This is a genomic window from Sphingomonas sp. VDB2, from assembly GCF_047946695.1.
In the GTDB taxonomy this organism is placed as follows: domain Bacteria; phylum Pseudomonadota; class Alphaproteobacteria; order Sphingomonadales; family Sphingomonadaceae; genus Sphingobium; species Sphingobium bisphenolicum.
The window spans coordinates 2532956-2545661 of sequence record NZ_CP159615.1 but is presented as its reverse complement, the minus strand read 5'-3'; the positions used below and the strand labels follow the sequence as shown (position 1 = coordinate 2545661).

The following is a 12706-nucleotide window of genomic DNA, read 5'->3' as shown; positions in this document are numbered from 1 at the left end:
CCGGCGCGCCTCTTTTTCCCGTCACAATAGGAGCCTGCAATGGGTCTGCCCCGCGTCCTCAAAGATATGATGCTGTTTAACGAGGGCTTCGCCTATCTGGGCGAATGCGCTTCGGTCACCCTGCCAACCCTCACCCGCAAGATGGAGGATTGGCGCGGCGCTGGCATGAGCGCCCCGGTGAAGATCGACATGGGCATGGAGGCGCTGGAACTGGAAGCGGCCTTTGGCGGTCCCATGCGCGACATCCTGCGCCAGTGGGGCGTCACCACTGTTGCGGGCGTCTATCTGCGCTTTGCCGGTTCCTATCAGCAGGACGATACCGGCAATGTCGATAGCGTCGAAGTCATCGTGCGCGGCCGTCATGAAGAGATCGAGATGGGCGAGCAGAAGCCCGGCGAAGTAGGCGAATTCAAGGTCAAGTCGGCTTTGGCCTACTACAAGCTGGTCTGGAACGGCCGCACGGAAATCGAGATCGACCCGCTGAATGGCATCGAAATCGTGGACGGCATCGATCGCTCGGCCGAGCGCCGCGCCGCCATCGGCATCTTCTGATCCATCCTGCCCGGCTTCACGGTCGGGCGGGCCTTCCTCTCCGCTAGACAGGCAGATTTTACATGACCGACCAGTCCACTGGCTCCCAGATGTCCACCGTCATCCTCGACGCGCCGATCGTCAGCGGCGACATCACGATCAGCGAAGTGAAGGTGCGAAAGCCCCAGGCGGGCGAACTGCGCGGCCTCAGCCTCTCCGCTCTCCTCAACCTCGACTATGCCGCGCTGGAAAACCTCCTGCCGCGTATCACCATCCCGACCCTCACCAAGGCGCAGATCATCGTCATGGACCCGTCCGACTTCACCCAGCTGGGCAGCGAAGTGATGGATTTTTTGCTGCCGAAGGGCGCCAAGGCGGCGCTCTCCCCGAACGGGTAGACGACGCGATGGCCGACATCGCGGTCATCTTCCATTGGGGGCCGCCGGTGATGGACCCCATGGACCTTTCCGAACTGATGCAATGGCGCGGCCGCGCCGCCAAGCGGGCGGGCGCCGACAAATAGGGGCGCCCAATGGACCGCAATCTCCGCATCCGCATGCTGCTCGAAGGGGCCGACCGGCTGACCCGCCCCTTGCGCGAAGCCGCCGGCGGTTCATCCCGCCTGTCTCAGGCGCTACGCGTCACCCGCGACAGGATGAAGGAGATTGAGCGGGCGCAGGCCGATATCGGCGAATTCCGCGAACTGAAAACCGGCCTGGCTGAAACCTCCCGGCGCATGCAGGAAGCCCAGTCACGAACCACCCAGCTGGGCCGTGCCATAGCCCAGACCGAAAACCCTACCAAGAAGATGCGCCGCGAATTCGAACAGGCGCGGCGCGAAGCCGCACGCCTGTCTGACGAACATGGCCAGCAATCGAGCCGCCTGCAGGCGCTCCGATCCCGCATGGCCGCCGCCGGCGTCTCGACCCGCGACCTGGCCTCGCATGAACGCCGCCTGCGCACCGAGGCGGCCTCGACCAACGACACGCTACGCGAGCAGGAACGCCGGCTCCAGCAGCTTGCCGACCGGTCGCGCCGCGTGGCGGCCGCGCGCAACCAGTTCTCGCAGATCCAGGGCACCGCAACTGGACTTGCCGCCGGCGGCGCGGCGGCAATGGGCACCGGCATGGTCATCGCTCGCCCGCTGGAAGAGGCGGTATCTGGCGCGCTTGAATATGAAGCGACGATGACGGATATCAACCAGAAGGTGAACCAGACCCGCGAGGCTGGTCGCCGTATGGGCCGGGATTTGCAAGTCGCGGCGCTGGCCGTCAATCAAATGCCGGCGGATCTGCAAAAGGGCGTCGATACCCTCACCGGCTTTGGCCTGGGCGCGCGCCAGGCAACCGACATGATGACGCCGATCGGCCGCGCGGCGACGGCTTACAAGGCGGAGATCGATGATCTTGGCCGTGCGACCTTTGCCGCCCATGACAATCTCAAAGTGCCGATCGAGCAGACCGGCAAGGCGCTCGACGTCATGGCGCAGGCAGGCAAGAGCGGCGCGTTCGAGGTCAAGGACATGGCCCAATATTTCCCCGAACTCACCGCCTCCATGCAGAGCCTTGGGTCGAAGGGCGTGCCTGCCGTCGCGGACCTGGCCGCCGCCCTGCAGATCACACGCAAGGGCGCGGGCGATTCGGCGGGCGCGGCGAATAATCTCCAGAATCTGATTTCCAAGATCAATGCCGGCGACACGATCAAGAATTTCGCCAAGTTCGGCATCGACATCCCGGCCGCCATGAAGAAGGCGGCCAAGGACGGGCGCAGTCCGATCGAGGAGATCGTGCGCCTGACCCAGCAGGCGACCGGCGGCGACCAGGCCAAACTGTCGTCGCTGTTTGGCGACATGCAGGTGCAACAGGCGCTTCGCCCGCTTATGTCCGCGTTCAAGGAATATCAGGCGATCCGCGCCGACGCCCTGGGCGCGAACGGCACCGTCAATATCGATTTTGCCGAGCGGATGCAGGACGGCGCGGAAAAGGTGAAGCGGCTGCAGATCCAGTCCAAGCTGCTCAAGGATACGGTCGGGGAGCAGTTGATGCCGACCGTGGCCGCCGCGTCGGAATATCTTTCTGGGTGGGCATCCCGCATTTCGGATCTGGCCCGGCGCCATCCCAATCTGACCAGGGGCATCGCCGTCGCCGCCGGCGTGATGGCTGCCCTGTTCGTCATATTGGGTGGGGGCGCAATCATCATTGCCGGTCTGGTCGCGCCCTTCGCCGCCCTGGCGGGTGCCGCCACCCTGCTCGGCATCGGCATGCTGCCGCTCATCGGTATCGTCGCTGGCGTCATGCTGGGCATCGGCCTGCTGGTGGGCGCGGGATATCTGCTTTACGCCAAGTGGGACGCGATCGCCGGATGGTTTGGCGGCATCTGGACGGAAATCACCGGCTATTTTTCCGGCGGCATCGCGGGGATATCTGCCTTCCTGATCAACTTCTCTCCCATGGGCCTGCTCTATGGCGGCATTGCCGCGCTTCTGAATTGGCTCGGCATAGACGTCCCTTCCCGCCTGTCGCAGGCAGGGAGCGAAATGATCCGTGGCCTCATCAACGGCATCACCTCCATGCTCGGCGCGCTCAAATCGACCATCGTCGATGCCGCCGGGTCGGCCGCCCGCTGGTTCAAGGAAAAGCTGGGCATTCATAGCCCCTCCCGTGTCTTCGCCCAGTTTGGCGGCTATATGATGCAGGGACTGGACGGCGGCATCCAGTCTGAACAGCGCGCGCCGATCGACCGCGTGAAGGCGCTGGCGGCCGACATAAGCCGCGCCATGGCGGTGGGTGCGGCAACGCCGGCGATTGCGGCTGCCTCGACGGGGGCAGACAGGCCGCCGACGATGGCGCGCGGCGCGCCCGCCGGTAACGCACCGCCTGCCACCTTCAATCTCCACTTCCATGGCGTCAGCGGCAGCCCGCAGGACATCGCCCAGGCCGTGAAGGACGCGATGGAGCAGCTAGAGCGCGAACGGCGCGGGCGCGGCTTTGGCGACGAAGGAGACGCATGATGTTGATGGCGCTGGGCATGTTCATTTTCGAGATCCCGACGCTCGCCCATGACGAAATGCAGCGCAAGGCGCAGTGGGTCCATGCGCGTTCGGGCCGGGTCGGCGCGCGCGATGCCACCCAGTTCGTCGGACCAGGCGCGGAAACGGTCAACCTGTCAGGCGCGGTCTATAGCGAGATCAGCGATGGCAGCGTGTCAATCGACCAGCTGCGCGCGATGGCCGACGACGGCGATGCCTATCCGCTGCTCGATGGCACCGGCCTGGTGTTCGGTAATTTCGTGATCGAGGCGATCGACGAACGCCATGCGGCCATCATGGCGGATGGCCGTGCGCGGCGCATCGACTTCGCGATTGACCTGTTGCGCGTGGATGACCCCGCCTTGGCCGATGGAACGACGGTCGCATGAGCGATGCGATCAATAATGTCGCCGACTGGCGCGTGACGCTCGACGGCAAGGATTTGACCGATCGCATGCGGCCCCGGTTGATCGGCCTGTCGCTATCGGAAAAGCGCGGCGACGAGGCCGACCAGTTGGATATCACTCTGGAGGATGGCGACGGCCTGCTGGCGATCCCAAAGGAAGGGGCGATCCTGCGCCTGGCGCTGGGCTGGAAGCGCGGCCGCGACGTGGCGATCGGCCTCGTGGACAAGGGCAGCTTCAAGGTGGATGACGTGTCGCACGCCGGCCCGCCTGATCAGATCAAGATCCGCGCGCGCGCCGTGGACTTCACCAGCCAGATCCGCAACCGCCGCGAACAAAGCTGGAAAGCCACCACCCTGGGCGCGGTCCTCTCCGATGTCGCGGGCCGCAATGGCCTTACCGCGAAGGTCGCGCCTGCCCTCGCCGCCATTGCCCTTCCCACAATCAGCCAGAGCCGCGAAAGCGATATCGCCTTCCTGCGCCGCCTGGGGCGGGAAAATGGCGCGGTGGCGACCATTAAGGACAAAGTCCTGATCTTCGCGCCGATCGGCGCGGGAGAGACCGCCAGTGGGAAGGCGTTGCCGACAATCACGCTGCGCCGTCGCGATGGCGACGGCCATAGCTGGCAGCGCCAGGCCCGTGACGGGCAGGATGGCGTGACGGCAAGCTGGCATGATCGGAAGGGCGCCAAGCGCCAGACCGTGACCGTGGGCAAGGAGGAAGGCGCGAAACGCCTGCGCAAAACCTATGCGGATGAAGCATCGGCGAAGCGCGCGGCCGTGGCAGAACGGGACCGGCTCAAACGCGCGCCCGCCACCCTGGACATGAAACTGGCGCTCGGCCGCGCGGACATCTATCCCGAATTGCGGGCGACCGTGACCGGGATCAAGGCCGGGATCGACGGCGCCTGGCTGGTGAGCGAGGTGACGCACAGCCTGGATAAGAGCGGCGGATTTTCGACGGCGCTCAAAATGGAAACGCCCGCCTAATACGCAAATATTTGCGCATCACGCTTGACTAGGGCAGCTTTGTGCGTAAATATATATGCATGGAACGGGACAGCAAAAAGATCGTAAAGCGCCTGATCGCAGATGGCTTCCAACTGGTGAGCATCGCCGGATCGCATCACAAATTTCGCAAGGGCGCTATCACCGTCATCGTCCCGCACCCGAAAAAAGACCTGCCCACCGGCACCGCCCGTAGCATCGCGAAAATGGCCGGTTGGCAGGACTAAAGGCCAAGGAGGGCCAGATAAAATGCACTATTTCTATGCCATCGTGCATAAGGATGACGACAGCGCCTATGGCGTCGAATTTCCCGATGTGCCCGGCTGCTTTTCGGCGGCGGACAGCAGGGAAGATATCGTGCCCAACGCGATCGAGGCCTTGTCGCTCTTCTTCGAAGATATGCCCATGCCGCCGGACAGCCTGGACAGCATCCAACATGCAGCCATGCCCGACGCACCCGATGGCGCGTTCATCATCATGGTCCCCTATATCCGCAACACCGGAAAGCTGGCCAAGGTGAACCTGTCCATGGATCGCGGGATGCTGGACGCGATCGACAGCGCCGCGGCCATGCGCAAACTGACCCGCAGCGCCTTTCTGGCCCAGGCCGCCCGTAATGAGATTGAGGGGCGGCATTGAACACGGGCGGCACGGTCTAGAGCAGGAAGCCACCCAGCAGCAGGAAGGCGAACAGCCAAAGCGGTATCCAAACCCACAGGCTATTCGTCCGCCAGTGCCATAGGCGGTTAAGCATCACGCCACATCGTCCGCGCTGGACCGCCCCAACTGCAACGTCGCGCCGATCTGCGCGATCATGGCTTGCCGTCGTTGCGGCTCGGCATTTCGGTATGTGTCGCGCAACGCGCGCTCCGGCTCGGTCATGGTCCGCCGACCCGTCAATATATACAGCGTGTCCAGACCGGCGACCGTCATGATATGCAGGCGATTGCCCTTAGTCGCGCCGCCCATATCATCCTCGATCGCCATGATGATGCGTTTCGAAAAGCTGGGCACGTCGGCGAACGATCGCGCATTGTCCGCCTCCCACCGCAGACGCTCTTGCTTAAACCGCTGGCCGACTGTCTTTGTCTCAATACCCTCCCATGGGCTTTCTTCGAGGATTGTGTGCGAGGGGGTGGTTTCCGGCGGTGGGTAGGAGCCGTATTTGCGGATCGAGGGTAGGACGTCCTTGAACAGCCAATGGGCGAACCGTTCGGCCTCAGCCTTGTTGCTGCCAATGACCAATCCGTAGATGCCTGCCTCGTTCACCACGAGGGTTTTCCGCTGCCGGCCGATTGCGTCAGGAATCCATACGTAATCTTTTTGCCAGTTGAACAGGCGCGCGGCTGCCATTCGCGGGCCAGAAATACCTATGGTCGAACAGACATCATTCAGCACCCACCACGGCTCCCCCTCCCGCATCACCATGCGAACGTCGGCCTGGTCGAAATGGAGGGGGATGAGAGCGGTCACGTGTTGCCTGAATGATCTTCAATCTGTTTGGGTCGATCGTCCGTCAGCAACGGCGGATGATGCTTCGCCCGTTCCAAGCTCTCCTCATCCGCCTTCGCCTGGTGAACGCTGTGGCTGATCGCTTTCATCGTCGCGATGGCACCCGGCGCGTCGTTTAACATCCCTACAGCTGGCGGCATGACACTGAACAATGCAATTGCCCCGTGCAATAGCCAGATCGGGCGCAAGCTCGATCGCTGATGGTCCAGTTCGGCTTCGACCGCATCGATTTTCTTATGCAGGGCTGCCTTCACCTCGTCCGAAAGGTTGGATGCATTGACTTTTGCGCGAAGCTCTTCGAGGTTTTCTCGTATCGTTTTCTTTGTTTGATAAGAAAGTCGGACACTGTCAGCGCGCAATTCCGCGCGACGCTCGGCCTTTATTCTGGTGAGCACCCTAGCGAGCGACGCCATGAAATTTTGCCTGTTTATCGCGGAGCCGATGGACTGACTCAGGCCATGAAGGCCGCTGATGCCCAGACTGTCTGCTAGGGTCGAAATCTCGTGAATATATTGATCGCGCCATTCGTCCTCACCATAGGGCTGGCCGATCAACGCATCACCAATCGCCTTGGCAGCAATGATCGAATCAAGTTTTTGTCTGCCTCTTGTGGCGACAAAGAGGAAAGCTTCTTGGTTATTCTCAGGAGCATCAGCCCAAACATCGTCATCAATCAGGGTTTCTGTAATCATCGGGCACCTGTTCAATTTTCTGAAACAGCATAGCCGAACGGGCGGGACTCTTGTCCACAAGGAATTTTCCTCTCCACCCTTTTCCGCTTTCCTATTTCGTTCCGGATCGCCAGAACGAGAACGAATCAGGAACATGCAAGGGCGTAAGGTTGAGCGGGCGAGCGATCAGATTGACGCCAGGATGCGAATTTGCCTGCCCGGAATGCCCGATCAAATGTGCGACGGCTGTTCAGGCTCGTGATGATCTATGGCGGGAGATCGAGACGCTGTTGCGGATGCAGAGCCATGATGCATGCCCAGATCGAGCAAGACAGGTCCGATCGCTGCAAAGCCAGATGGAAGCCGCTGAGCGAGAATTCGCGCGGCTTCGGCCCGCGTCGCTTCCGCCGGTATCAGCGAAAGCAAACTTTCGAACATATCAGCCAGCGCGTTTTCACTAGGCAGAGCGACAGGCAGGGTGATGAAGTGCTGTTGGGGTCGAGCGGCCTCGATAGCGCGAACATCTGGTTCGGCTTCCGCTTCGCTTAGCCCTGCGAGCAGCATGACGTCTCCCGCATCGATCCCATGCTGGCCGAGAACATCCGCAATGGCACGCGCCAAATCGAGCGGCAATGTTGGCTTCTTGTACCGTTTCTCATCTTCGAAATAAGCATATCGGGAATAGCCAATGTCTAGCTCTTCCGCCATTTTTCGAATGGTAAGGGTCGGCCTAGCCCGCAGGCGAAGCGCTTTCAATTTGGGTCCGACAGGAGGCATGTCGGATTGTGTGTGAAATTTTTGCACTAGTCAGAGCAAATTATGGCTTGCGGCTTGTGTAAATATTTTGCACAAGCTGCCCATGGAACAGAACATCTCAGTTTTCGAACTGTTTGGCGGCATCCGACCGATGGCAAGGCACATCGGCGAACCACCATCAAACGTTGCGGCATGGAAACGGGTCGGTCGCATTCCGGCGGAAAAGCAACCGCATGTTTTGGAAGTCGGTTTGGCGCTGAACCTTCCGATCACCGCTGAGCATGTCGTCTTCCCCCTCGGTCGGCCCGATGCCGTCGATGACTTGTCTCTATCCCTCTGTTCGCCGCCCGTCGCCTGCCATCGCAGCGGCAAAGCGCAACGAAAGGACGCCGCCTGATGCCTGTCATCCTCATCAAGCCGCGCAATTGCGGCAAGACGTTCACACACCAGCAGACGGTTGAAATCGGCCTGCTCAACAGCCTGTTCGATCGACAGGCACCGATGACAGTCACCGAACTGGAGATGCAAATCCGCTGCACCCGGCACGACCTGTGGCAGGCGATCCGCAACCAGCATCATCTGGGCAATATCCGCAAGGATCAGCCGATCCGCCTTACGGCGTCAGCCCACATCGCCATTGCTGCGGGCCGCCTCGCTGGTGCCATGGCGGTGGCGGTATGATCCCCGAAGATCGTATCTGCCAGCCCTATCGCTGGTATCATCACGCCATCTTCTCCGGCTGCGCTTTCGCCATGATCTTTGTAATGTGCATGATCGGGAGGGCAGGGGCATGAAGGGCAACGCGCGCATCATGCTTACTCAGGCGCAACTGGGCGCGACGGTTGACGCATTGACCTTCGTGCTGGCTGGCGAAATCGACGGCAATTCTTTCGGTTACCGGCGCGACACCTATGAAAGGGCGGTAACTTATCTGTCGTCGCTCAAATCGCGGGTCGTGACCGTCTCGCCTGATGCCATTCCGGTTCCGGTTTCGCGCGATGATGCCATGGCTTTCCTAGAAAACGCGACGCGCAATTGGGAAGGCCGGCTCCGACTTGCCGAAGACGATATCGCCGACGTCGCCCGCGCGCTCGAAACATTTCTTAAACGGCGGGCCGCCGCATGACGAAGACCCGCGCACCCTTGTCCTTCGCGCTTGCCGTGCATGAGATCACGACGGTCATCGGCATCCCTGCCGCCCGCCGTGTGACCGGACGCGCCAAACGGACGCTGCAGTTGTGGCGGGAAGGCGGCCAGGATGCAACGCCGACGCTGGCCCACGCCTTTGCCCTCGATCGCGCTTTCGTGGAGGCTGGCGGCGAAGGCTTGCCGCCGATCCTGGCCAGTTATCTGCGCCAGATGGAAGCTGTCATGGCAAACCCGGCGGCCTGTCGCATCGCCCTCATCGGCGACATTTCGAATGTGGCCCGCGAATCGGCCGACGCCCTTGCTGCCAGCATGGCCCTTACCCAGCCTGGCGCTTCGCCCACGGCCATCCATCACGCAATCGCCGAAGCCGAACAGGGTGACGCCGCCATTGGCCGCCTGATCGCACGGCTCAAGTCATTCCTGCCCGGCAATGGGGTCGGCCAGGTGAAGACGGGGGAATGATTATGCATGCTGGCCGGGGGCCAAAGATCAATAAGGGCGGGGGCGCACCGCGTATGCCTTCTGTGCAATGCCCTGCCTGCGGCGAGCGCGCTTTCGCGCGCTCGACCACGGGCAAGGCCACGCCGCTCTATCGCGAGATCTACTATCACTGCAGGGACGCTGTTCACTGCGGGTCGATATTCGTCGTCGCGATGGAGACGCTGCGCGCCACAGTCGCGAGCCGCGTGCCCGCGCCCATGATCGCGCTGCCCATGACCAGTTGGCGTCACGCGGACAACGATCGCGCCGCCAATGATGATGGGCCACCCACCGAACCCGTTGCCGACGCCATGACCAGCTAAGGCCCGGCGGCTCGGCCGCCCTGTCCTAATCCTTACCCCATCCACCCGGCGCACCCCTGCCGCCGGGAACGCCATCTCTTTGCCTGCGAAAGCTCCCGATCTCACCATGACCATGCGCGATGGAACACGCCGCGAATTGCTCGCCCGCCTCAAGGCGGATTTCCAATGGAAGAAGGAAACCGGCACCTATCTGCAGGGCGGCAAGTGCCAGGAATGCGACGGCCGAGAGGTCTATGCGCGCAGCGACAATCCGTGGGTCGTCAAGTGCGGCCGCATGAACAAATGCGGGTGGGAAGCATCTGTCCGCGATCTCTATCCTGATATTTTCGATACCTGGTCGAAGCGGTTTAAGGCGACGACAGAGAGGCCCAACGCTGCGGCTGACGCCTACCTGACCGATGCCCGAAAATTGAACCTGATGGGCATGCGAGATGCCTACAGCCAGGAATATTTCAAACATCCGGAACGCAATTTTGGTTCGGCCACCGTGCGCTTCCCCTTACCAGGCGGTGGATGGTGGGAAAGGCTGATCGACCAGCCTGGCCGCTTCGACCGCAAAGCCCGCTTCGCCCCCGGCAAATCCTATAAGGGCCAAGCCTGGCAACGCCCTGACGTCACGATGGCGGACATGGCAGCGGCCGACAGCATCTGGTTTGCAGAGGGCATATTCAATGCCTGGGCGCTGGAACAGGCGGGTCAGCGCGCCGTGTCGACCATGTCGACCAACAACTATCCCGATGAGTTTCTGAAACAGCTGGCGGCCGCCTGCGCCGCTACCGATACGCCATTCAAGCGGCCCAAGCTCATCTTTGCCTTTGATGCCGGTCCTGCTGGCACAAAGTTCACTCGTGACTATGTCGCCAAGGCCCGACAGCAGGGGTGGGAAGTCGGCGCGGCACAGCCCATGGGCGAAGATGAAACCGGCAACGATCTCGACTGGAATGATCTGCTTGGCTTTGATCGGCTGACCGAGACGCACCGAGCCGACTATCTCTGGCATGGCGAGGTACTTCTCGCCCCCACCGCCCAGGAAAAGGCCTTCCTGCTCTGGGATCGGCACCGGTGGAATAGCTTCCACTTCACCTTCAACAGCCGCACCTATTGGTGCTCGATCGACGCCGGCACCGTGCAGGAGAAGATCGAGGAATATCGCCAGGCCAAGACGCGCAAGCTGGAGGACATCGACCGCGACGAAGAGCAGGCGATCCGCTTGGCCGCCTCACGCGAAGCCCTGACGATCGAGGAAATCGCCAACTGCGCCTTCCGCGTCCTGTATCGCCAGCGGGACGACGCGACCGACGAAACGAAATTCTTCCTCAACATCACCTTTCCCGGCAAGCGCGCGCCGATCAAGGGTGACTTTACCGCCGCCCAGCTGCGCAAAGCCTCCAATTTTGAGGATCGCCTGTTCGCCTTTGGCGGCGTCTGGACCGGCAGTGCCTTCCAGCTGACCCGCATATTGCAGCATCAGACCCCTGATCTGCCCGACGTGCGACCGCTCGGTTTCACCGGCTATTGCCGCGACGCCAAGGCCTATGTGTTCGGCGATATCGCGGTTGCCGGCGGCCGCGTCTACAAGCCAAACGATAATGAATTTTTCCAGATCGGTAAGCAGGCGCTGAAACTCGGCACCTCCGAACGGCTCCTGGATATCGATTATGACGCGGATCATTTGGACACCAGTTGGCTGGATGACCTGTGGGCCGCCTATGGGGCCAAGGGCGTCGTCTGCCTGACCTTCTACTTCGCCTCGCTCTTTGCCGAGCAGATCCGCGGCGAAATGAAAAGCTTCCCCTTCCTCGAAATGCACGGCCTGCCCGGCACCGGCAAAACGACCCTGATCGAGTTCCTCTGGAAGCTGCTCGGCCGCGAAAATTACGAGGGCTTCGATCCGGCCAAGGCGACGCCAGCGGCTATGGCACGCAACCTGGGCAAGGTGGGCAATCTTCCCGTCGTCTTGATCGAAGGCGATCGGCGGGAGGAAGCTAGCCACGCCCGCAAGTTCGAATGGGAGGAATTGAAGACCGCTTATAACGGCCGCACCGTCCGCTCACGCGGCGTCAAAAATGGCGGCATGGAGACGTTCGAACCGCCCTTTCGGGGCGCGATCGTCATCGAGCAGAATGAGCCGGTCAATGCGAGCCGGGCGGTGCTGGAGCGCATCATGTCGCTCGGCTTCGACATGTCGAATTTTACCCAGGCGTCAAAGGCGTCGGCCGAACGGCTCGAACAATGGCCAGTGGAGAAAATCTCTGGCTTCATTGTCCATGCCGCCAAGCGCGAGAGCGACATCATGGCGCGGTTCCGCCAGGCCTTCACGCAATATGAAGAAGAATTGCTGGCCATGCCGGCAATCCGCACCAACCGCCTGGCCAAGACACACGGTCAGCTGCTCGCTTTCCTTGACGCGATCCGCGCCGTGGTGCCGCTCAGTGACGACCAGCAGGCCCAGGCCGCCAAGTTCATCGTCCAGATGGCCGCCGATCGGCAACTGGCGGTCAACAGTGAAGACCCGATCGTAACGCTGTTCTGGACCCGCTTCGATTATCTGGAAGAAGGTATAATGCCCGACGCCACGAGCGGCCAGATCAACCATAGCCGCAACTGGAAAGACGGCATGATCGCCGTCCGCCTCAACGAAATGGAGGCGCGATGCGCGGAAAAGCGCCTCGAACTGCCCAGCCATTCCGAACTGATCCGCGCCCTCAAAACGTCGAAGCAGCGCCGCTTTGTCGAGCAGAGCGCGATCGTCAATTCCCGCAACGACGGCACCGGCTCTGTCCGCTGCTGGGTCTTTCACGATCCCTCCCGCGCCGTCTCCAAACACTCTTGACCACGAAAGGAC

The 12706-nt window shown here is 61.8% G+C and carries 17 protein-coding genes; 14 read left to right on the top strand and 3 right to left on the bottom strand.

The features are described from left to right. The first annotated feature begins 39 nt into the window (after window positions 1-39). The 8 genes from ABT375_RS12710 to ABT375_RS12675 all read left to right on the top strand — a co-directional run bounded on the left by ABT375_RS12710 (window position 40) and on the right by ABT375_RS12675 (window position 5609). Window positions 40-552: a phage major tail tube protein gene (locus tag ABT375_RS12710; RefSeq protein WP_416462772.1), complete on the top strand. Its 513-nt coding sequence runs from the start codon at window positions 40-42 to the stop codon at window positions 550-552. 62 nt (window positions 553-614) lie between these two features. Further along, window positions 615-929 carry a phage tail assembly protein gene (locus tag ABT375_RS12705; protein ID WP_416462770.1) on the top strand — a complete coding sequence of 105 codons (315 nt, stop codon included), beginning with the start codon at window positions 615-617 and terminating at the stop codon, window positions 927-929. Window positions 930-937: 8 nt separating this feature from the next. Further along, window positions 938-1054 (top strand): GpE family phage tail protein, encoded by a 117-nt coding sequence (locus ABT375_RS12700; RefSeq protein ID WP_082679065.1) that lies wholly within the window; start codon window positions 938-940, stop codon window positions 1052-1054. A 9-nt stretch (window positions 1055-1063) separates the two neighbouring features. Beyond that, window positions 1064-3541 carry a phage tail tape measure protein gene (locus tag ABT375_RS12695; protein ID WP_416462768.1) on the top strand — a complete coding sequence of 826 codons (2478 nt, stop codon included), beginning with the start codon at window positions 1064-1066 and terminating at the stop codon, window positions 3539-3541. Continuing rightward, entirely contained in the window at window positions 3538-3948 is a 411-nt protein-coding gene (locus ABT375_RS12690; RefSeq protein WP_416462766.1) for a phage tail protein, read from the top strand. Before ABT375_RS12695 ends, ABT375_RS12690 begins: the two co-directional genes overlap by 4 nt. Next, a complete protein-coding gene (locus ABT375_RS12685; protein WP_416462764.1) occupies window positions 3945-4952 on the top strand; it encodes a contractile injection system protein, VgrG/Pvc8 family in 1008 nt (335 codons plus the stop codon). The genes ABT375_RS12690 and ABT375_RS12685 overlap by 4 nt, the downstream gene beginning before the upstream one ends. Before the next feature lie 59 nt (window positions 4953-5011). Then, window positions 5012-5197, top strand: coding sequence for a type II toxin-antitoxin system HicA family toxin (locus tag ABT375_RS12680; protein ID WP_416462762.1), 186 nt, complete (start codon window positions 5012-5014; stop codon window positions 5195-5197). 22 nt (window positions 5198-5219) lie between these two features. Further along, window positions 5220-5609: a type II toxin-antitoxin system HicB family antitoxin gene (locus tag ABT375_RS12675; RefSeq protein ID WP_416462760.1), complete on the top strand. Its 390-nt coding sequence runs from the start codon at window positions 5220-5222 to the stop codon at window positions 5607-5609. Between the two features lie 114 nt (window positions 5610-5723). Here the strand turns inward: ABT375_RS12675 and ABT375_RS12670 are convergent, their stop codons facing one another. From ABT375_RS12670 to ABT375_RS12660, 3 genes are all read right to left on the bottom strand, one after another. Next, window positions 5724-6443 (bottom strand): Bro-N domain-containing protein, encoded by a 720-nt coding sequence (locus ABT375_RS12670; protein ID WP_416462759.1) that lies wholly within the window; start codon window positions 6441-6443, stop codon window positions 5724-5726. Then, complete coding sequence (locus tag ABT375_RS12665; RefSeq protein WP_416462757.1) at window positions 6440-7174, bottom strand: hypothetical protein; 735 nt, start codon at window positions 7172-7174, stop codon at window positions 6440-6442. Before ABT375_RS12665 ends, ABT375_RS12670 begins: the two co-directional genes overlap by 4 nt. A gap of 210 nt (window positions 7175-7384) precedes the next feature. Further along, window positions 7385-7909, bottom strand: a complete 525-nt coding sequence (locus ABT375_RS12660) for an XRE family transcriptional regulator (RefSeq protein WP_416462755.1) — start codon at window positions 7907-7909, stop codon at window positions 7385-7387. A 103-nt stretch (window positions 7910-8012) separates the two neighbouring features. On the opposite strand from ABT375_RS12660, the gene ABT375_RS12655 reads away from it, so the two are divergent. The 6 genes from ABT375_RS12655 (at window position 8013) to ABT375_RS12630 (ending at window position 12694) form a co-directional block, all read left to right on the top strand. Next, window positions 8013-8306: a carph-isopro domain-containing protein gene (locus ABT375_RS12655; RefSeq protein WP_416462753.1), complete on the top strand. Its 294-nt coding sequence runs from the start codon at window positions 8013-8015 to the stop codon at window positions 8304-8306. After that, window positions 8306-8590, top strand: coding sequence for a hypothetical protein (locus ABT375_RS12650; RefSeq protein WP_416462751.1), 285 nt, complete (start codon window positions 8306-8308; stop codon window positions 8588-8590). Before ABT375_RS12655 ends, ABT375_RS12650 begins: the two co-directional genes overlap by 1 nt. 109 nt (window positions 8591-8699) lie before the next feature. After that, a complete protein-coding gene (locus ABT375_RS12645; protein WP_416462749.1) occupies window positions 8700-9035 on the top strand; it encodes a hypothetical protein in 336 nt (111 codons plus the stop codon). Then, the gene (locus ABT375_RS12640) at window positions 9032-9520 is read left to right on the top strand and encodes a hypothetical protein (protein WP_416462747.1); all 489 of its coding nucleotides are present in this window, start codon (window positions 9032-9034) and stop codon (window positions 9518-9520) included. The genes ABT375_RS12645 and ABT375_RS12640 overlap by 4 nt, the downstream gene beginning before the upstream one ends. 53 nt (window positions 9521-9573) lie before the next feature. After that, entirely contained in the window at window positions 9574-9861 is a 288-nt protein-coding gene (locus ABT375_RS12635; protein WP_416462744.1) for an ogr/Delta-like zinc finger family protein, read from the top strand. A 106-nt stretch (window positions 9862-9967) separates the two neighbouring features. Then, entirely contained in the window at window positions 9968-12694 is a 2727-nt protein-coding gene (locus ABT375_RS12630) for a toprim domain-containing protein (protein WP_416462742.1), read from the top strand. Window positions 12695-12706 lie beyond the last annotated feature (12 nt).